The organism is Streptococcus sp. HMSC061E03 (assembly GCF_001813505.1).
GTDB lineage: Bacteria > Bacillota > Bacilli > Lactobacillales > Streptococcaceae > Streptococcus.
The window spans coordinates 181,024-200,387 of the sequence record NZ_KV812784.1 but is presented as its reverse complement, the minus strand read 5'-3'; the positions used below and the strand labels follow the sequence as shown (position 1 = coordinate 200,387).

General features: G+C 42.0%; 16 protein-coding genes, 2 pseudogenes and 1 riboswitch. Of the genes and pseudogenes, 4 read left to right on the top strand and 14 right to left on the bottom strand.

Translation table 11 applies throughout. From position 1 onward, the window contains the following. Positions 1 to 5: 5 nt before the first annotated feature. Positions 6 to 770, bottom strand: a pseudogene (locus HMPREF2917_RS01220) (alpha-amylase family glycosyl hydrolase); the annotation flags it as partial. Between HMPREF2917_RS01220 and treR the strand changes: the two are divergent. Beyond that, a pseudogene (gene treR, locus HMPREF2917_RS01215) lies at positions 744 to 1,322 on the top strand (trehalose operon repressor); the annotation flags it as partial. The pseudogenes HMPREF2917_RS01220 and treR sit on opposite strands and share 27 nt — an antisense overlap. Positions 1,323 to 1,502: 180 nt before the next feature. On the opposite strand, the gene HMPREF2917_RS01210 reads toward treR, so the two are convergent. The 6 genes from HMPREF2917_RS01210 to HMPREF2917_RS01185 all read right to left on the bottom strand — a co-directional run bounded on the left by HMPREF2917_RS01210 (position 1,503) and on the right by HMPREF2917_RS01185 (position 9,063). Further along, positions 1,503 to 2,306 carry an ABC transporter ATP-binding protein gene (locus HMPREF2917_RS01210; protein ID WP_023918859.1) on the bottom strand — a complete coding sequence of 268 codons (804 nt, stop codon included), beginning with the start codon at positions 2,304 to 2,306 and terminating at the stop codon, positions 1,503 to 1,505. 9 nt (positions 2,307 to 2,315) lie between these two features. After that, positions 2,316 to 3,209, bottom strand: a complete 894-nt coding sequence (locus tag HMPREF2917_RS01205) for an ABC transporter permease (RefSeq protein WP_003005682.1) — start codon at positions 3,207 to 3,209, stop codon at positions 2,316 to 2,318. A 10-nt stretch (positions 3,210 to 3,219) separates the two neighbouring features. Further along, the gene (locus tag HMPREF2917_RS01200) at positions 3,220 to 4,197 is read right to left on the bottom strand and encodes an ABC transporter substrate-binding protein (protein WP_070588756.1); all 978 of its coding nucleotides are present in this window, start codon (positions 4,195 to 4,197) and stop codon (positions 3,220 to 3,222) included. Between the two features lie 405 nt (positions 4,198 to 4,602). Next, positions 4,603 to 5,952, bottom strand: a complete 1,350-nt coding sequence (locus HMPREF2917_RS01195; protein WP_070588755.1) for a hemolysin family protein — start codon at positions 5,950 to 5,952, stop codon at positions 4,603 to 4,605. Between the two features lie 366 nt (positions 5,953 to 6,318). Then, positions 6,319 to 7,800, bottom strand: a complete 1,482-nt coding sequence (locus tag HMPREF2917_RS01190; RefSeq protein ID WP_070588754.1) for an AcpB/EbpR/MafR family transcriptional regulator — start codon at positions 7,798 to 7,800, stop codon at positions 6,319 to 6,321. A gap of 135 nt (positions 7,801 to 7,935) precedes the next feature. After that, positions 7,936 to 9,063 carry an AI-2E family transporter gene (locus HMPREF2917_RS01185; protein WP_003008322.1) on the bottom strand — a complete coding sequence of 376 codons (1,128 nt, stop codon included), beginning with the start codon at positions 9,061 to 9,063 and terminating at the stop codon, positions 7,936 to 7,938. Between the two features lie 74 nt (positions 9,064 to 9,137). On the opposite strand from HMPREF2917_RS01185, the gene HMPREF2917_RS01180 reads away from it, so the two are divergent. Next, entirely contained in the window at positions 9,138 to 9,929 is a 792-nt protein-coding gene (locus tag HMPREF2917_RS01180) for an ABC transporter ATP-binding protein (RefSeq protein ID WP_070588753.1), read from the top strand. Between the two features lie 211 nt (positions 9,930 to 10,140). Here the strand turns inward: HMPREF2917_RS01180 and HMPREF2917_RS01175 are convergent, their stop codons facing one another. From HMPREF2917_RS01175 to HMPREF2917_RS01145, 7 genes are all read right to left on the bottom strand, one after another. After that, on the bottom strand, positions 10,141 to 12,195 hold the full coding sequence (locus HMPREF2917_RS01175; protein ID WP_070588752.1) for a cation:proton antiporter: 2,055 nt from the start codon (positions 12,193 to 12,195) through the stop codon (positions 10,141 to 10,143). Between the two features lie 12 nt (positions 12,196 to 12,207). Continuing rightward, positions 12,208 to 12,462: a hypothetical protein gene (locus tag HMPREF2917_RS01170; protein ID WP_031577090.1), complete on the bottom strand. Its 255-nt coding sequence runs from the start codon at positions 12,460 to 12,462 to the stop codon at positions 12,208 to 12,210. Continuing rightward, entirely contained in the window at positions 12,455 to 13,012 is a 558-nt protein-coding gene (locus HMPREF2917_RS01165) for a tRNA 5-(aminomethyl)-2-thiouridylate-methyltransferase MnmM (protein ID WP_003013293.1), read from the bottom strand. The genes HMPREF2917_RS01170 and HMPREF2917_RS01165 overlap by 8 nt, the downstream gene beginning before the upstream one ends. Next, a complete protein-coding gene (locus HMPREF2917_RS01160; protein ID WP_031577092.1) occupies positions 12,996 to 13,955 on the bottom strand; it encodes a tRNA modification radical SAM protein MnmL/YtqA in 960 nt (319 codons plus the stop codon). Before HMPREF2917_RS01160 ends, HMPREF2917_RS01165 begins: the two co-directional genes overlap by 17 nt. A 58-nt stretch (positions 13,956 to 14,013) precedes the next feature. Beyond that, a complete protein-coding gene (locus HMPREF2917_RS01155; RefSeq protein ID WP_031577095.1) occupies positions 14,014 to 14,664 on the bottom strand; it encodes a phosphatase PAP2 family protein in 651 nt (216 codons plus the stop codon). Further along, positions 14,654 to 15,226 carry an ECF transporter S component gene (locus HMPREF2917_RS01150; RefSeq protein WP_324250312.1) on the bottom strand — a complete coding sequence of 191 codons (573 nt, stop codon included), beginning with the start codon at positions 15,224 to 15,226 and terminating at the stop codon, positions 14,654 to 14,656. The genes HMPREF2917_RS01155 and HMPREF2917_RS01150 overlap by 11 nt, the downstream gene beginning before the upstream one ends. Before the next feature lie 202 nt (positions 15,227 to 15,428). Then, positions 15,429 to 15,578: riboswitch (FMN riboswitch) on the bottom strand. Between the two features lie 80 nt (positions 15,579 to 15,658). Further along, entirely contained in the window at positions 15,659 to 16,201 is a 543-nt protein-coding gene (locus tag HMPREF2917_RS01145) for a tRNA (cytidine(34)-2'-O)-methyltransferase (protein WP_024055209.1), read from the bottom strand. 333 nt (positions 16,202 to 16,534) lie between these two features. On the opposite strand from HMPREF2917_RS01145, the gene trkA reads away from it, so the two are divergent. Further along, positions 16,535 to 17,890 carry a Trk system potassium transporter TrkA gene (trkA, locus tag HMPREF2917_RS01140; protein ID WP_031577099.1) on the top strand — a complete coding sequence of 452 codons (1,356 nt, stop codon included), beginning with the start codon at positions 16,535 to 16,537 and terminating at the stop codon, positions 17,888 to 17,890. Between the two features lie 5 nt (positions 17,891 to 17,895). Continuing rightward, positions 17,896 to 19,335, top strand: coding sequence for a TrkH family potassium uptake protein (locus HMPREF2917_RS01135; RefSeq protein WP_031577101.1), 1,440 nt, complete (start codon positions 17,896 to 17,898; stop codon positions 19,333 to 19,335). Positions 19,336 to 19,364: the final 29 nt, after the last annotated feature.

The window sequence follows — 19,364 nt, the reverse complement described above, 5'->3', positions numbered from 1 at the left end:
AGAACTTAAGCTAAAATTGCCAGTGTCTGATACGGTTTCAGAATTACTTTTTCAGAAAGCTTTACATTCTCATAGTTGGACAAGAGCACGCGCCATGCTTGGTAGTCTTCTGGAATCGCTACTTCAACTTCACTTCCATAGAAATGATTGAGTACCAAGAGTTTTTGACCGTCTAAGTGGCGTTCAAAAGCATAGACTTCTTGACTATCTTCCAGTGCTGGCTGGTAGCTTCCTTCTGAAATGATCCGCATTTCTTTGCGCAAGCGAATCAATTCTTTATAGAAGGTAAAGATTGGTCCATCCATCTCCTTTTCAACGTTGAAGTCTTTATAGGACTTCCCAACTTTCAACCATGGCGTGCCTGTTGAAAAACCGGCATTTAGAGAAGCATCCCATTGCATGGGCGTACGTGAATTATCACGTGACTTAGCTTGGATAATCTTGAAGGCTTGCTCAGGTGACTTGCCTTGGTCCAAGTGCATTTGGTAAGCATTGATGGACTCCACATCCACGTAATCTGCCATCGAATCATAGTCTGGATCAATCATGCCGATTTCTTCCCCCATATAGATATAAGGGGTCCCACGTGACAAGTGAATGCTAGCTGCGAGCATGGTCGCTCCTTCATTGCGGAAGTTCTTGATATCTACAAAGCGATTCAAAGCACGAGGTTGGTCATGGTTATTCCAGAAAAGGGCACTCCAACCACCACGTTCACTCATTTCCTTGCCCCAAGTATGATAGAGACGTTTGAGCTCTTGCAGGAAGAAGGCTTTATCGAGACTGTTCAAGGGATGGGGTCGCAAATTTGTAGGCAAGCACACTTTGACTTCCCCGTTTCCCAATTAACCAGCTATCAAGAAATCGTCAAAGCTTCTGGTCTTCGCTCAGAAACCAATGTCATTCGTTTGGAACAAATCAGTATCGATGAAAAAGGAGCTAAAAAGACAGGTTTCCCTCTTCACCGTTTGGTTTGGAAAGTAACCCGGCAACGGGTGGTGGATGGTGTCGCTTCTGTCTTAGATATTGATTACCTAGACAGAGAGCTGATCCCTGGCCTGACCAAGGAAATTGCCCAGCACTCTATCTACCAATATATAGAAGAAGACTTGAAATTGCAGATTGGCTATGCCAAAAAAGAAATCTTGATTTCACCAATCGATAATCTCGATAAGATCTTACTGGATCTTGGAAAAGACCAACACGTGGTGACGGTCCGTTCCCAAGTTCACCTAGCAGACGGACGCCAATTCCAATTCACCGAAAGCCGACACAAATTAGACAAGTTTCATTTTGTCGACTATGCAGAACGGAGGAAATAAAGGAGGCTGGGACAAAAGTCCTAGCCTCTCAATTATTTTTGGATTGTAGAGCAAGACGCAGTGGTTGAGTGGGCTCTAATACGCTGATTTCATCAGCTTTTACAGCCCTACTCAACTGTGCGAAGGTGGGACGACGAAATCGAATTCTAACGAATAACCGATTTCTGTCCCACTCTCATTTTATCCTAATACCAATTCATCACTTACCAGGGTTTCACCACTGTTTTGTTGGAAGAGGCGCATCAAATCTTCAACCGTTAGGTTTTTCTTTTCTTCTCCTTTGACGTCGACAACGATCTTGCCTTGGTAGAGCATGATCAAGCGGTTGCCGTATTCAATGGCATGGTTCATATCATGCGTAATCATCAAAGTTGTCAAATCATGGCTTTCCACAATCTTTTGTGTCAATTCCATGACCATTTCACTGGTCTTGGGATCGAGCGCTGCGGTGTGTTCATCCAGAAGCAAGAGTTTGGGTTTGACCAAGGCTGCCATGACCAAGGTCAAAGCTTGACGTTGCCCACCAGACAAATATTGGGTATCGACTTTGAGGCGGTTCTCTAAACCGATATTCAGTTCCTTCAAGGCTTCACGGAATAATTCGCGATCTTTCTCCCGAACTCCCCAGCCCAAACCACGAGATTTCCCCCGACGTTGGGCAATGGCCATATTTTCTTCAATGGTCAAACGAGAAGCTGTCCCCATCTTGGGATCTTGGAAGACACGCGCAATATCTTTCGCACGCCTACGAACACTCGCATTTTTGATGGAGTTACCTTCTAGCAAGATATCCCCTTCATCCACGACTAGATTTCCTGCCAAGATGTTCATCAAGGTTGATTTCCCAGCTCCATTTCCACCGATAACCGAAATGAAGTCTCCTTCTTCTACTTGGAGATCCAAGCCTTTTAAGACATGGTTTTCATTGACTGTTCCTGCTTCAAATGTCTTATGAATACCTTCAATTGATAATAATGTTGCCATACTTTTCTCCTACTTATTTCCTAACTTCAATCCACGAACACGAAGACGTTTTTGCGCCTCAGGAGCGAACAAGACAATCGCGAGCAAGATCGCATTGAAGAGACGAACCATATTTTGATCGAGATTTGGGATCTCGTAAATATTTAAGATAATCAAACGGTAAACAATGGCTCCAACCCCGATGGAAAGCAAGCGCCAACCAATGGTCAATTCGTGGATCAAAACTTCAGCAATAATCACCGCACTTAAGCCAACCACGATCGTCCCTGTACCAGAAGTCACATCTGAGAAACCATCATTTTGCGCAAACATCGCTCCACAAAGGGCAATCAAGCCATTGGAAATCATGTAGCCCAACATCTTCATGTTATCTACATTGACCCCATTGGCCTCACTCATTGGAATGTTATCACCAGTCGAGCGCAAAACCAAGCCAAGTTGCGTCTTCATTAAGAGAGTTAACAAGATACAGACGATGATCAAGCAAGAAATACTAATCAAAAAGACTGCTTCTTCATTGGACAAGCCCAATTTCATGACACTTTTGAAAATGGTACTGGCATCGCCAATAGAGAGGTTGGGTACTCCCCCCATGATTTTAATATTGATAGAGTAGAGACCGGTCAAAGTGACAATCCCTGTCAAGAGGGCTGGAATTTTCATTTTTGTATGGAGAATTCCTGAAACCAATCCTGCGATCATCCCTGCCAGGAAGCCTAACAAGGTTGCAAGCCAAGGATTTCTTCCGGCTTGAATTTGAGATGCTACAACTGCTGCCCCAAGTGGAAAGGCTCCTTCTGCCGTCATATCAGCAATATCTAAAATTCGAAATGTTAAGTAAACACCGATCGCCATGATCGACCACAATAAACCTTCTGATAAACTTGATAAAACAAAATTCATCTCAAACCTCCTATTTTTCTACCTTCAACGAGCTAATATCAATTCCAAGCTCTTTAGCCATCTCTTTATTGGTGTGCAATTCTAATTTTTCAGGTGTTTCAACTGCGACTTTGCCGGGTTTCTCACCCTTCATGATGCGAATGGCCATCCGAGCAGCTTGTCTTCCCAATTCCTCATAATCAGTACCAAAGTTGTACAAGCCACCAGTAGCCACCATTTCAGCAGAACCTCCAAAAACTGGCACCTTATGACTAATCGATACCTGTTTTACAGTTTCCATTGTAGAAGAGATAATATTGTCTGTCGGAACAAAGACGATATCTGCTTCTGACATGATACTGTCTGCTGCAGCTTTCACATTGTTACTATCGAGAATTGTTTTTTCAACCACTTGATAGCCTTTAGCTTCAAGGATCTTCTTCGCATTATCTTTTTGGACGACTGAGTTAGGCTCACTTTGCGTATAGAGGATCCCAACTGTTTTCGCCGTTGGAAGCACTTGCTTAATCATGTCTACCTGTGTAGAGATCGCATCTTCTGACTGGTCACTTGTCCCTGTGATATTGCCACCAGGCTCTTTCAAGTTTTTCACCAATTTCGCTGCCAATGGATCGGTCACAGCTGAGAAGACAACCGGCGTTGTTTTAGTCGTATTAGCCAAACTTTGAGCCGAAGGGGTTGCAATCGCAAAGACTAGATCACTTTTCTCCGCCAATTGTTTGGAAATGTTTTTCAGATTTCGTTGCTCTCCTTGAGCATTTTGGAAATCAATCTGGATATTTTTCCCATCCACATATCCCTCTTTCTTCAACTCATCGATAAAGCCTTTCCGTGTCGCATCGAGTGACTTATGGGTGATGTACTGGGAAATCCCAATCCGAAAGACATTGTCTTTTTTTGCATCCTTCAGATGGTGTAAGGTCACCAATGATGTTAACAAAAGGCCTACGACCAAAACTGGTGCCAATAATTTTTTGACTACTTTCATTTAAAACTCCTTTTCTGCAAATAAACAAAAAATCCGCTTAGATCATTCTCTAAACGGATGCTTGAAATTCTCCAACAAGTTACAAAACCTCGGTCCATTTAGATACTAGCTCTATGGACCATCATCAAAAATCTTAGCCACATAGATACAAACAAATTGTTTGGGTTGTTTGCATCCATGAGATCATGTCTACAAACACTATCTAAAGTAGCTAAAGTAAAATTTTTGAGTTGAAATGGCTTGTTGCTTCATGTTTATTTTCTGCTTTCTTTATTTATGGGTATTATCTTACCTTAATTTATTTTGGCTGTCAAGACTATTTCAGAAATTTTTCAAATTTTTTGAAAATTCAACTAGCCCTGACAAGAAAAAAAAGAGGCTGGAACACGTCCAGGCCTCTATTTTCTAATCTTCTTTTGATTTGGTTTCTTCATCTTCTTCGACGATTTCAGAAATTTCAACTTTCACCTTGGTCACACGACCGTTTTTCACCTTGTCGTTAGTCAGGATCAAGTGTTTCTTTTGACTATCGACTTCACAGCTGAGGCGTTCTTTCAAGGATGGAATCCGCCCAACCTCTGTCAGATAATACCCCGCAATGGTATCCACATCATCACTTTCCAACTCAACGCCAAAGTATTCATTAAAGTCGTTTAGTGACATAGCTCCTTGTACGACATAGGTATTGTCCGCAATTTCAAAGACATCAATTTCCGCTTTGTCAGTCTCATCGTCAATTTCACCGACGATTTCTTCCAAGAGGTCTTCAAGAGTGACCAGTCCAGACATTCCTCCATATTCATCGAGCAGAATGGCCATTTGATTTTGCGTATTGCGCAATTCCTTCAAAAGATCATCCACAAAAATGGTTTCTGGAACAAACAAAGGTTCTTGTAAAATCTTTCTTAAGACAATATTATCAAAGCCATTGATAAATCCTTCGTTCAAGAGACGTTTGGTATGGATGAGGCCGATGACATTGTCCTTGTCATCATCATAGACAGGAATCCGTGAAAAGTTTTGCTTAAGGATACTTTCAATAATTTCTTTAGTATCATCATTGATATCAACCATGAAGGCATCTGTCCGTGGGACCATGACTTCACGCGCTACCATTTCATCTAATGAAAAGATCCCTTGGAGCATCTCAATCTCGTCAGCATCCAGTGTTGCTTCACTATTGGTCAGCATATACTCGATTTCATCCCGCGTCATCTTTTCATCCGGATCATCGAATTCCATTGGCGTGATACGGCTCAAAAGGTTGGTCGACGCTGAAAGCAACCAAACAAAGGGGCTGACAATTTTTCCTAATAGAATCACAATCGGAGCTGTTCGAACAGCCAACTCATCTTTCAAGTTCATAGCGATTCGTTTCGGATAGAGTTCGCCAAACACGATCGAAATATAAGTCAAAAATGCTAGAGATAAAAAGCTTCCAGTTGCCAGAGCCGTTTTGGTATTGCCCATCCATCCAGCAATGACATGTCCAAGGCTATCCGCAAGACTCGCCCCAGATAAGATGGTAATCAAGGTAATTCCCACCTGAATAGTGGATAAGAAATGGTTGGGCTGTTCCAAAACTCTAAGAAGACGAATGTATTTTTTATCTCCTTCTTCAGCCTTTTGCTCTACACGAGAGCGATTCAACGATACCATTGACATTTCAGTCGCCGAGAAAAAGGCGTTCAATAATGTCAAAACAATCAATAAAATAACTTCCAGTAAAATTTCCTGACTGCCAGGGTCTTCCATGGATAATTTCCTCCAGTATATAATATTGTATATTATACCACAAAATAGGAGAGCCTGCATTCTTCTATAAAATTTTCTTTTTTTTACCATCAAAAAATCAGGAACAAGTCCTGATTTTAGAATGTGAACATATTGTTTTTTCACATAAAATAACCTAAGTAACGCTGAAAACTTAAAACAAAATATATAATCGTTTCATTCAAACCTACACTGAAACTTTCCGCCGTGAGAAAAGTGCTAGAAACACTATTGTTTCTAGCACTCGGGAGTTTTGGAACCTTAGGTCCAAAACTAAGTCATGGAACTTCTTCGAAGTTCGCTGACGTCCGTACTCACCTAAGGAAAGTTTCTAAGAAGGCTTTGTCTTTAATGCTCTGCACTGGTAAAATCATAAAAGAAGGCATTAAGTTTTTCAACCAGCTCAAGCGATGAGAGACTACTTGTACAAATAAATGGTTTTTTCTTTAATTCAGGCATCATAAAGTTGGCCACCACTACGTCGGCATCCGAAGCTTCAATATCATCCACTGTCAGATTGTACTTGATCATCTGCGTAAATTCAAAGTTATCCGTACAGTAGAAATCAAGGAAATCGATCATGGATTTGGCATGGTGATCGTCAAAACGACTGATAATCAAGACCTTAATGGACTTCCGACGGCGCAATAACTGCGGTAAGAGACGTTCCCAGTGAGTATAGACCGTATAGATCATGTGCTTGATGATCTCATCATTCAAATCATGCTTCATGGTCTTCATATAAGTGATGATATGCTCCTTCAAATCATCATAGAAGGCTGGGAAGATGCTCATGAAATCTTCGTTGGTATTGGTCTTGGTATCAAATAAGAGAAACTCAGAGAATAATTCCTTCCGATCGAGATGAGACGTGTTATGGACATGCATCAACATCTCATCAAGATTTTCAATGTCTAAATCATAGGTATAGCATAGATCCTTGAACATATCTTTGATGAGTCTAGTCGATTCTTTGGCATAAGGATCCGTTTCTGCAGCTTCGATCAAGCTTTCTGGGCTGAAATAGAAATTCTCTTGAATGAAGATGATGAAGAACTGCTCCAGCACTTTTTCATTCAACTCGACACCCAACTGCAAGCTAAAGTAGCGCAACATCTCCTCGACATTGGTCACCCCTTGATACTGGTCCTTATACACATCATAGTTCGTTGGCATGTCGATGAAGTAACCTTGCTTAATCCGTGACAAGTAGACTGTCAAGAGAACTTTATAAGACCTGAGTACAGAGAAGGTCAATGGATAGCCATAGAGCTTGAAGAAGAAGGTGATCAAATCGGTCACCGCCTCTTCCTTAAATTCTGGGAAAGGCCACTCCATGTAGTAATAACGTTCCGCAAAATATTGGGCATAAAAGAAACGAACGTCAATCTCATCCCCGACAAGATTCAAGGGTTTCAAATCAATCTTTACATTGTATTTGGTTTGAAGCTTCTGATTAATCGTCCGAATCAAGCGGTAGAAAGATTGGTAACTCAAATCAAACTTTCTGCAAATATATTCATTAGAAACATCCTTGTTGAAGAAAAGATATTCAATCAAGGCAAAGGCTTGTGATTCTTTTAAAAAGTGATGATAGATCACTTCTAGCCCAACCGAATCCTCATAACTGATCTTGATCCCATTGGTAGAGGATTCAATTAAAAAGTCATCAAATGTACTACGAAGATTAGACAAATCTTCTTTTAACGAACGTTCTGTACAATCCAAACGCTTGGCCAACTCTTTCAAGTGGAACCATCTTTTTTCCTTAATCAGGATTTCCAACAATTGCAATTGGCGTCTCTGTTTTTTCGATAAGAGCAGTCTCATCTTTTCCTACCTTTTCATATTATCTTTCAAAATCACTTATATTTTAACACATTTCATAGCACTTGTTGACTTTTTTCCAGCATTTTTCAAAAAAATGTACAAAAAAGACTCTAAGGCCCATATAGGCGCTAGAGTCTATGATTTATTAATGATACCAAATTCTTCTTTTTTCTTCTGTTCCTTAGCAGCACGGTGGTTATCATAAAGATTCACCAAGAATTTTACAATTTCTTTTCCAATCGAATAGACTGGAATCGCGACGACCATCCCGATAATGCCGTAGATATTACTTGAGAGCAATAAGAGAACCATAATGGTAATCGGGTGAACCTTCATCACGCCTCCAACGATACGCGGATAAAGAATATTCCCATCGATCTGCTGGATAATCAACATGTAAATGACTGCTTTGATCATCATATCCATATCTGTGAAGGCATAGGTGATGATCATCGGAATCAACCCGATGGTTGGTCCTACATATGGAATGAGGTTGGCCAATCCAGAAAAAATGGCAAAGACCAAAGCGTACTTCAATCCAATAAAACTATAGCCAATGTAGGCTAGGGTTCCAATGATAAAGGCATCGATCGAAATCCCACTAATATAGCGAGAGACCGTTTCATTCAAACTAATCAAGAGGCTTGAAATGTGGAGTTTGTCATTGCGTAAAATGGTCCGCTCCAACATCGGCAATAACTTCTTCCCATCGACCAAGAAATAAACCAAGAAGACAGGGGTCATGATCAAGATAAAGACCGTATTGACAATAGTGTTAACCACACTTCCTAAACTGTTGGTCACACTATTCAAGAGATTTTGTAGGATATCCATATAAGAGAGATTCAACTGCTGAATCGTCGACTGGATATTCACATTCTGGAACAAAGGATTGGTCGAGAGTTTTCGAACCAAACTTTGAACTTCCCAGTAAAGTCCTTGAGTTGAATTGATCAAGCTGGTTAACTGATTGATTAAGATAGGGAGCAGATAAAAGATCCCTAAGCCAATGATCCCAAACAACAGTACTAAGGTGATCAAAATCCCAAACACACGCTTGATTTTTAAGTGTTTTTCCAACAATTCAACAATCGGATTGGTAATGTAATATAAAAAACCTGCAATTAAAAATGGTAAGAGGATGGTATTCAGAACAGATACAAATGGAGAAATTAAAGTCCCCATTGATTTCCAAATATAGAAAATCACCGTCAATAATAAGATCTCACATGTCCAGAATAACAATTTACTATTTCGAAACATTCCTTACCTCCTGTTTTCTATTCTACCATATTTTATGATAGAATAAAGGAGATTTTAATCAAAAGGATGAAGTTATGAATAATTTGATTGAACTACAAGATGTCAATTTGATCCGCAATGGAAAAGCCCTTTTAAAAGAGATTAACTGGCAAGTAAAAGAAAATGAATGTTGGGCCATTTTAGGCCTCAATGGGGCAGGAAAATCGACCCTCCTCAAACTTCTCATGTCTGAATACTGGGCTAGTTCTGGCCAGGTAACTGTCCTTGGAACCCGCTTTGGAGAAGGGGGCATTCCAGAGTTGCGGAAGCGTATTGGGATCGTTAGCTCCTTTATTTCAGAAAGACTGCCAGAACATCTTTTGACAGAACAAATTGTCCTAACTGGTCAATACAAGAGTAGTATCTTATATGCTGCTTACGGGGAGGAAGAACTAAACTGGGCACGGGATATGCTAACTTCAATTGGAGCTAGCTCTTTGATCGGTCGCAAATACCAGGAGCTCTCCCAGGGAGAAAAGCAGACCGTTCTCATTGCACGAAGCCTCATGGACCAGCCAGATCTGATCATTTTTGACGAAGCTTCTAGTGGATTGGATCTCTTTGCCAGAGAAAAGCTCCTCCGTCAGATCCATCATATCAAACAACTGGATCACGCGCCTACCATGATCTACGTCACCCACCATGCCGAGGAAATTACAACAGACATGACCCATGTCCTCTTACTCAAACATGGCCAAGTGGTCGAGCAAGGACCAAAGGAAAAGATCCTAACTCCTCATGTCCTTAGCCAATTTTATGAAGCACCAGTATCCCTTATTGATCTTGGTGATGAGCGACTCTTTGTCAAACCAGAAATCGCACACTGAAAAGAAAATGAATAAAGCAAAAAGAGAGTGGGACAGAAATCGGTCATTCGTTAGAATTCGATTTCGTCGTTCCACCTCCGCACAGTTGAGTAGGCCTGTATAAGCTGATGAAATCAGCGTAGTAGAGTCCACTCAACAACTGCGTCTTGCTCGACAATCCAAAAACAATAGAGAGGCTAGGACTTTTGTCCCAGCCTCTTTTACTCTTATCTCAACGATTCCGTGCATACTCGATTAAATCGTATGGAAGCGTATTGGCACTTTCTCTTAGGGAATAGCTTTCTAATTCATTGACATTTTGTCGCATACGGCGCGCTTGCTTGGCGGTAATCAGGTGTTGCGCTTCATATTCAAAAATAATCTTACGCTCCAAATAATAGCCTCTCAACATTTCATCGATATTATTTGGTTTTACGCGATTAATAACCCGCTCCACAAAGGCCCCACTGGTAATAATAGCTGTCTCTCTCAGACGGGATTCTTGTAGGAAAGAGATCAAACTGCTCCGATAAACCCCCTTGAGGTCTTCCAAACTTTCGATAATGATTTCCGTATTGGCCAAATAAAGGGCCGCAATCTGGTCATAATCAATAGCCTCTAACTTTCTATCTTCTCGGGTCCACCAGTTTCGCAAGCCAGACCCAAAAGTTAAGATCTCATGAACTAATAAACGCAAGAGACGGAAAGACACCAAGAGGTAATAGGTTAAACGAGACGAAAGATTGCGATTGACACGTTGCTCCATATTGCGAAGATAGCGTTGGTAGACGCGGTAGCCCCGCTCTCGAATCTTCCCTTCTTCATAGGCTTGTTCCAAGCCGTCACTTTCAATACTCAAAATCAGGAGCTTCAACTGTTCCCAGTCCTTTTGAATGAGCCTGTTTTCTTGGCCTAGAATCAAGTTTTCTATGCGACCATGGTAGTTATCAATTGCCGCATACAAGGGCCCCTTGTGCTTGCTATTCTTTAGGTCTGCTTCTAATTCCATGACGACATCATTTAAAATCGCGATCTGCATCAGGTAGTCATTGGTTTCTTCCTTTTCTTCTGATAATTTTGGAAGTACCACTAAGCCAGCAATAAAGCTGACAAGGGTAACTCCTGCCACTAAAAAGAGTAGGATGGGGTATTCTTTTTCGATCTTGGTTGGAATCAAAAGAATCGTCGCAATCGAAACCGTTCCCTTCACACCTGAAAAGGTCAGCAATAAGGCATCTTTTAGATAATTTCTCAACGATTTTTTTAGTCGAGCCGTTCGGAACCAATAAAAGAGGTAAACCATGACAAAACGAATCAAAAAGAGCAAGGCTGTCAACAGAAAGACAGAAAGAACTAAAAGAAGATTATTGTAAATGGGACTACTTAAGATGGGCTTGGAAATCATTTCCAATTCCATTCCTAAGATGACAAAGACCGACCCATTTAAGATAAAGTTGACCGTATTCCAGACAGTATGACTCACAGTATCTACCCGTGCTTCAAGGAGGGTAATGTGCTTAAAGCGACTGGCTTTTAGGATCCCTGACACAACTACTGCAATGATACCAGAGACATGGAGTTCTTCTGCTAGGAAGAAGGTCAACAAAGGGAGACTCAGTTCTAATAACAATTCACTAGCAATATCACTAGCGCGAACACTCAAGAGTAAGGTTTGCAGCCACCGGTTCACAAAGGCCGTCAAGATCCCAACCGCAAATCCTCCAATGATGGAGATTCCTAAGGAAACCCCTGCCTCTCCAAGGGAGAAACTTCCGGTCGCAAGGGCTGCCAAGGCCACTCGAAAGGCAACTAGACCTGAGGCATCATTTAGTAATCCTTCGCCTTTTAAGATATTCGAAACCCGCTTTGGAAAGCTAAAGCGCTCAGATAGGGAAGCAAAGGCTACTAAGTCTGTAGGACCAAGGGCCGCCCCTACTGCCATACAGGCTGCTAAAGGAAGACTCAGCCACAAGGAGTGAGCTGCCCAGCCCAAACTAATGGTGGAGATAAAAATCACTGGGAAAATCAAATAGAGGATGATCCGCCAGTGCTTTAAGACAGAAGTAATATCTGCTTCTTCTGCTTCTCGAAATAAGAGAGGACCAATGACCAAGGCCAGAAAGAGCTCGGTATCCAGATGAAAATTTTCTTCTGGCACAAAGAGAGCCCAACCAATCCCTAGTAAAATTTGAATCAAGGGCAGAGGAAGGCTCGGCACAAGTTTATTGGTGGCATTTGAGACGATCAAAATCATCGAAAAGATCACTGCATAAAGGAGTAGTTCCATATCACTCCCTCCCTAACGTTCTTGGCAACAGGTCTCAAATTGCTGTTTTAACTCCGCAATCTTTTGGTCTGTCTTGCTTACATCCTTGTGCTCAATCTTCTTTTGGCACCGTTCCATCTCAAGCGAAACCAATTTCTTTTTTATTTTGAGCATCTTTTTGGTCATATGAGCTTCATCATAAAAACCCATTGCACGCTCGTGGATGGTTGATTCGACAAAATGATGCCTCAATCCTTCGATTTTATTCTTTAAATACTCTTTATCCATGACGGTAGCTTTCTAATTTTTCGATCATGACCAAAAACGGTGGCTGATTCACTTGATTCAGTGTCCGGTAGATGGTCGCTGTATAGTCTTTTTGAGGGAGCTGACTGACAAAGTCCAGCACTGCATCACGCTCGATGTCTCCTCCTTCATGACCATAATAAATCATAATAGCCATTCGCCCACCTTTTTCTAGGCGAGCACAGATTTTTTCCATCGCTTCAATCGTGGTAGCTGGAAGAGTAATGACCGATTTATCTGCAGATGGCAGATAACCCAGATTAAAAATAGCTGCTTTGAGGGTCTCCACATATTGGTCCACATGCTGGTGGCCATCCAAAATCAACCGGACATGTTGAAGTCCCAACTTTTCCAATCGTTCTTGGGTATTTACAAGGGCCTGCTCTTGAATATCAAAGGCATAGACCTGGCCTGCTAGTTGGGCTAAAAAGGCCGTATCATGTCCATTTCCCATGGTCGCATCCACCACCACATCTTCTTTGGTGATGACTTCTGCTAAAAATTGATGGGCCATTTCAAGTGGTCGAAGCATTGGCAGTCTCCTTTTCTTCTAGCTTACATCCTTGGGTACTTCCACGCCGACGCATTTCAGTTTCAATAGCATTTAGGACTTCCCATTTGTTGAGACTCCACATAGGGCCAATCAACATATCCCTTGGTGCGTCCCCTGTAATCCGGTGGATGACGATGTGTTTGGGGATGATTTCCAACTGGTCACAGATGACCTTGACATACTCCTCCTGGCTCATGAGTTGAAGTCGTCCTTCATGATAGTCCCGTTGCATCCGTGTATTGGTCATCAAATGCAAGAGGTGCAACTTGATGCCATCAATTTCATTATCGGTCACACAACGGCGAACATTTTCCACCATCATCTCATGGGTCTCCCCAGGAAGGCCATTGATCAAATGGGAGACGATCTCTGCCTTGGGCACCTGTTGGCGAATACGCTTGACTGTTTCAACATAGAGATCATAACTATGGGCTCGATTGATCAATTCAGAAGTCGCTTCATAAGTCGTCTGAAGCCCCAACTCAATCGTCACATGCATGCGCTCTGTCAGCTCTGCTAGGTAGGCCAAGGTCTCATCTGGTAAACAATCCGGACGCGTACCAATGTTGATTCCTACCACTCCTGGTTCATTGATGGCCTGTTCATACCGCTCTCGAATGACTTCCACTTTATCGTGAGTATTGGTAAAATTTTGAAAATAGACCAGGTACTTCTTCACATCTGGCCATTTCCGATGCATAAAATCAATCTCTTTGTAAAACTGTTCTCGAATCGGAGCTTCTGGGGCCACAATGGCATCTCCTGAACCCGAGACCGTACAAAAAGTACAGCCACCGTGGGCGACTGTTCCGTCTCGATTGGGACAATCAAAGCCTGCATCAATAGGGACTTTAAAGGTCTTTTCTCCAAATAAGGTTCGATAATAATCATTCAAGGTATTGTAGGATTTCATATCCTTCATTATAGCAAAAAAAAGAGTCGAACTCAAAACGCGAGTTCAACTCCTAGTTGTTAGATGCTTATTTTTGCTTCCCTGTAAAGCGCCATTGAAATCGCAAGCGATCATACAAGGGATACTCAAACTGTAAGACGGCAAGACCTAAAATCATACTGCCGAGAACGTCTGATGGGTAGTGGACCCCGACATAAACGCGGGAAACCACAATGGTCACGATTCCCAGAACCAGCAAGCCTTGAAGGCAATAGCGGGCTGTTTTATGTTTTACATGTTGGCTGATGATGATGATCAAACTTCCCAAAACAAGGGTAGACGCCAGTGAATGACCACTCGGGAAAGAAAAGCCTTTTTCCTCTACTAGATGAAGAATACTTGGTCTCGATCTCTGGTAGATATTCTTTAGAAGTAGCACCAAAAGACCAGTCAATACCAGATTGCTCCCAAGGAAGAGGGCCTCACTGTACCACTTCTTATAGGCAAATGCCGCTAGCAGAAGACCCACCCAGATGACAATGATCTTAGTATCCATGACATGGGTCACCTTGGTAAAGAAGGCCGTCAGTGTTGCAGGCAGATCGCCTCGAATAGCAGATTGAATTGTGCTATCAAAGCCTGTTAATTGTTGCGGGTAAAAGCGAATCACATACCCAAGAATGACAAAAATGAGAAGGGCGAAGCTTGCCTTCGCCCAATGTTGTTGTTTATTTTTCATATTTTTTCAAAATCGGTTGCAATAAGGTATAGATCAACCCAAATGCGATGGCCCAAATCACCCCTTCGATCAGGTTAAACGGTGCAACCATTGCGGCTAAATAGTGGACAAGACCTAGTGTTTTCGAAATATCATAGTTCATAAAACGAGCATACAAAGGGATTGCATAGACATAGTTCACCAATACCATCGTAATACTCAAGCTGATCGTTCCAACAATCGTTGCCAGGACAAATCGACCATGGGTCCGTTCCTTGTTCCAAATCCATGCAAAAGCAAGAACAAAAACAAGAACTCCAATGATATTGATTGGTAATCCGATCAAGGTTTCAAGCCCCTTATTATTAAGGGCTAATTTAAGGACAGATCGGATCAAGGTCACCCAAAAGGCACTTTTAAAATCCAACAGGACCAAGGCCAACAAAATGGCGATGATACTCAAATCAATTTTGAAGAAATCTATCAAGAAAGAAAATTGATAGAACATCAAAATAAAAGATAAAGCGGATAAAACAGCCACTAGGGTCAGTTTACGTGTATTTGTCATAACAGGTTCCTCCAATTTTTTAAAAATTAGAGAAGCTGGAAAGACGTCTACTCCATCATTCTACTCTAAACTATTTAAACAAAGCTTAAACTAGAAACTATTCTAGTTACTTTAGCTGGTCTCCATCGAAACATGCCGTTAGTCCGTCTTAGACTCCAACGTACTATTCCCATGCATCAGCTCTAAACAGATCAGAATAGCTGTCAGTCTATTCGTCTCTCGTCTTCTCCCATCCAGACTATACTGTCGGTTGTGGAGTCACACCACATCAGCTTGCGCTCGCGGACTTCTTTTAGAGTATGGAAAAGAACATTTCCTAGCAAAAGTCACCGCCGGTCGGGAATTACACCCTGCCCTGAAGACCCTTTTATGATAACAAAAAAAACTTGCCTAGGCAAGTTTTTGTAACGTCATGGATGACGTCGTTCGTCTTTTAATTTTTCGTTCTTATTTGAGCTTGTCGTGCTCATAACGATGGCTCAACTCCAGCCCCTTAAAGCCCTGCTGGCGGAGAGCCTCATAGACAATCATGCAGACGGTATTGGAGACATTTAAACTACGGACATGCTCGTCATTCATCGGAATGCGAATGGCCTTCTCTTCGTGCTGGCGCATAAATTCTTCCGGCAATCCTTTATCTTCGCGTCCAAACAAGAAATAATGGGACTTCCCATCCTGATAAGAAACGTCCGAATAGGTCTGATTTGCAAACTTGGACACTAGGTGTACCTGACCGTCGCTCGCTGCTTCCATAAACTCTTCTAGGCTATCATAAAAACGGACATCCAGCTTGTCCCAATAATCGAGTCCTGCTCGCTTCATTTTGCGATCATCGATCGGAAAAGCCATGGGTCGTATGATATGCAAGGGGGAATTGGTCGCCGCACAAGTCCGTGCAATATTTCCCGTATTTTGTGGAATCTGAGGTTGGAACAAGACGATGTGGTTTTGAGCAGCTGACTCTTGGTAGTCCAGTTCTTCAATATTCATACTCGATCTCTTTCTGATAAAAAAATAGCCACACTGCCCGGAGTCAAGCTCAGCAAACAGCGTGGTTACAGCTTCATTAACTTAACTCACAACAGGTTTGAGGTAAATCAACGAAGGTACTTTCTAAGTATAACACTTTTGAAGCTCCTGTCAATAGTTTTTTTAGATTTTTTTAAGAAACTTTACCAAAGTTTTCAATCCCTCCTCGTTCTACTCTTTTGACCATTTTTCCTACTTGTTCTTAGCTTCTCAAAATTCCACCAGAAAATCCTTAAAAAAGATGAATTTTTCTTGAAAATAGAGTATGATAGAAGCATACTCTGGAGGTATTCTATGAAAATTATTGTTGTTGGTGGAGGAAAGGTCGGAACGGCCCTTTGTCGTTCTCTCGTTGCTGAAAACCACGATGTTATTTTGATCGAAAAAGACGAATCCGTTCTTAACCATATTACCAAACGATTTGATATCATTGGAATTTTAGGAAATGGGGCAAATTTCAAGATCTTGGAGCAAGCGGATGTTGAAGACTGCGACATCTTCATTTCCATGACCGAGTACGATGAAGTGAATATGGTCTCTGCTGTTTTGGCTAAAAAAATGGGAGCCAAAGAGACCATCGTTCGGGTACGGAATCCGGAATATTCTAATTCCTACTTCAAGGAAAAAAATATCTTGGGCTTCTCCCTAGTTGTCAATCCGGAATTGCTGACAGCACGTTATATTGCCAATATCATTGACTTCCCAAATGCCCTTTCTGTGGAGCATTTTGCCAATGGTCGGGTAGCCTTGATGGAATTTAAGATCAAGCCAGATAGCAATCTCTGCAATATGAGCCTCTCCCAATTCCGGAAGAAATACGGAAATGTCATTGTTTGCGCAATCGAGCGTGGCAACGAACTCACCATTCCAAACGGAGATTTTGTCTTGCAACCTCAAGACAAGATTTTCGTAACAGGTAACCGGATCGAGGTCGTTCTTTTCCACAACAATGTTCGTCCTCAAGTCATTAAGAGCATGATGATCATTGGTGCTGGGAAAATTGCCTACTACCTACTCAATATTCTTCAAGATGTGCGCCGCAAGATCGATCTCAAGGTTTTAGAAGTCAATCGTGAACGAGCGGAATTCTTTAGCAAGGAATTTCCTGATCTCTATGTCGTCCATGGAGACGGAACTGCTAAAGACATTCTTTTAGAAGAGAGTGCCAATAACTTCGATGCTGTGGCTACTTTGACAGGGGTCGATGAAGAAAACATCATCACCTCCATGTTCTTAAATTCTGTCGGAGTCAAAAAGAACATTACCAAGGTCAACCGAACTAGTCTGTTGGAGATCATTGGCGATCAAGATATGACCAGTATCGTTACGCCAAAACGCATCGCTGTAGATACCATTATGCACTTTATTCGTGGACGCTACAATGCACAGTTCTCAAACCTAGAAGCCTTGCACCATGTCGCAAACGGCCGGATTGAAACCTTGCAGTTCCAAATTAAGGAAGACAATAAACTAACCCAATATCCCCTCTCTGAATTGAAATTGAAAAAAGGCGTCTTGATCGCTGCCATTATTCGAGACGGCAAGGCTATTTTCCCAAATGGAGATGACCGTTTGATGGTAGGAGATCGGATTATCGTAACCACCTTGATTCAAAATGTCACTAAAATCTACGATTTAGTTGAGAGGTAAACCTGATGAATAGAAGCATGATTCGTTACCTCTTGTCCAAGCTCCTCTTAATCGAGGCAGCGCTCCTGATCGTTCCCTTAGTGGTCGCTGCAATCTATCAGGAACCTGCCAAGGTTTTTGTCTCAATTGGGGCAACCATGGCCATCTTACTTGGGCTGGGGCTCCTTGGTAGTTTTCACAAACCAAAGGACTTTCACATCTATGCTAAAGAAGGAGTCCTGATTGTAGCACTCTGTTGGATCCTCTGGTCCTTCTTTGGTGCCCTTCCCTTTGTCTTTTCGGGGCAAATCCCCAACATTATCGACGCCTTTTTTGAAGTCAGCTCTGGCTTTACAACAACAGGGGCAACGATTTTAGATGATGTAGGTGCCCTCAGCCATTCTCTCCTCTTTTGGCGCAGTTTCACCCACTTAATTGGAGGGATGGGAGTATTGGTCTTCGCCCTTGCCATTATGGACAATAATAAGAACAGCCACCTTGAAGTCATGAAGGCGGAGGTTCCTGGTCCAGTGTTTGGCAAGGTCGTTTCCAAATTAAAAAACACAGCTCAAATCCTCTACTTCTTGTACTTGGGCTTGTTCTTCCTTTTTGTGGTTCTTTATTTCCTTGCTGGCATGCCCCTTTATGATAGTTTTGTCATCGCCATGGGGACGGCTGGAACCGGGGGCTTTACCGTTTTTAACGACGGAATTGCCCACTACAATAGTAGTTTAATCACCTATTTGGTCAGTATCGGGGTTTTAGTCTTCGGGGTTAACTTTAACCTCTACTACTTCCTCATGATCCGAAAATTCAAGGCCTTCTTTAAAGATGAGGAATTGCGGACCTATATCACCATCGTCCTCGTGTCCAGTGTCTTGATCGCGTACAATGTCCTTCATCTCTATGCCAATGTCGCTAAGAGTTTTGAGATTTCCTTCTTCCAAGTTTCCAATATCATCACCACTACCGGTTTTGGTTATGGAACGACGGAAAAATGGCCTCTCTTTTCTCAGTTCATCCTCTTGATGCTGATGGTTGTCGGTGGTTCTGCTGGATCGACCGCCGGGGGGCTAAAAGTCATTCGGTGCTTGACCTTATGGCGAATCGCAAAAAATCAGGTTCTTTCGACCTTGTCTCCGAATCGCGTTCTGACCTTGCATGTCAATGATACGGTATTGGATAAGGATACACAGCATCAGATCCTCAAGTACTTTACAATATACAGTTTTATCACGATCGGCCTACTCTTTGTAGTCAGTCTAGACAATAATAACTTCATGACGGTTGTCAGCGCTGTCTTTAGTTGTTTCAACAACATTGGACCTATGATTGGAACAGGTCAAACCTTCTCCATCTTTAGTCCGATTTCAAAACTGTTACTTTCCTTAGCCATGATTGCCGGACGGCTTGAAATCTATCCAATGATTCTACTCTTCCTCCCTAAAACATGGTCTAAACGCTGATAGACAACTCTTTTACAAAATCAACACCC

What these genes read in the sequence shown, in the direction of transcription:
- HMPREF2917_RS01210 (WP_023918859.1), bottom strand. Translation starts at nt 2,306, where the DNA reads ATGGCAACATTATTATCAATTGAAGGTATTCATAAGACATTTGAAGCA.
- HMPREF2917_RS01205 (WP_003005682.1), bottom strand. Translation starts at nt 3,209, where the DNA reads ATGAATTTTGTTTTATCAAGTTTATCAGAAGGTTTATTGTGGTCGATC.
- HMPREF2917_RS01200 (WP_070588756.1), bottom strand. Translation starts at nt 4,197, where the DNA reads ATGAAAGTAGTCAAAAAATTATTGGCACCAGTTTTGGTCGTAGGCCTT.
- HMPREF2917_RS01195 (WP_070588755.1), bottom strand. Translation starts at nt 5,952, where the DNA reads ATGGAAGACCCTGGCAGTCAGGAAATTTTACTGGAAGTTATTTTATTG.
- HMPREF2917_RS01190 (WP_070588754.1), bottom strand. Translation starts at nt 7,800, where the DNA reads ATGAGACTGCTCTTATCGAAAAAACAGAGACGCCAATTGCAATTGTTG.
- HMPREF2917_RS01185 (WP_003008322.1), bottom strand. Translation starts at nt 9,063, where the DNA reads ATGTTTCGAAATAGTAAATTGTTATTCTGGACATGTGAGATCTTATTA.
- HMPREF2917_RS01180 (WP_070588753.1), top strand. Translation starts at nt 9,138, where the DNA reads ATGAATAATTTGATTGAACTACAAGATGTCAATTTGATCCGCAATGGA.
- HMPREF2917_RS01175 (WP_070588752.1), bottom strand. Translation starts at nt 12,195, where the DNA reads ATGGAACTACTCCTTTATGCAGTGATCTTTTCGATGATTTTGATCGTC.
- HMPREF2917_RS01170 (WP_031577090.1), bottom strand. Translation starts at nt 12,462, where the DNA reads ATGGATAAAGAGTATTTAAAGAATAAAATCGAAGGATTGAGGCATCAT.
- HMPREF2917_RS01165 (WP_003013293.1), bottom strand. Translation starts at nt 13,012, where the DNA reads ATGCTTCGACCACTTGAAATGGCCCATCAATTTTTAGCAGAAGTCATC.
- HMPREF2917_RS01160 (WP_031577092.1), bottom strand. Translation starts at nt 13,955, where the DNA reads ATGAAGGATATGAAATCCTACAATACCTTGAATGATTATTATCGAACC.
- HMPREF2917_RS01155 (WP_031577095.1), bottom strand. Translation starts at nt 14,664, where the DNA reads ATGAAAAATAAACAACAACATTGGGCGAAGGCAAGCTTCGCCCTTCTC.
- HMPREF2917_RS01145 (WP_024055209.1), bottom strand. Translation starts at nt 16,201, where the DNA reads ATGAATATTGAAGAACTGGACTACCAAGAGTCAGCTGCTCAAAACCAC.
- trkA (WP_031577099.1), top strand. Translation starts at nt 16,535, where the DNA reads ATGAAAATTATTGTTGTTGGTGGAGGAAAGGTCGGAACGGCCCTTTGT.
- HMPREF2917_RS01135 (WP_031577101.1), top strand. Translation starts at nt 17,896, where the DNA reads ATGAATAGAAGCATGATTCGTTACCTCTTGTCCAAGCTCCTCTTAATC.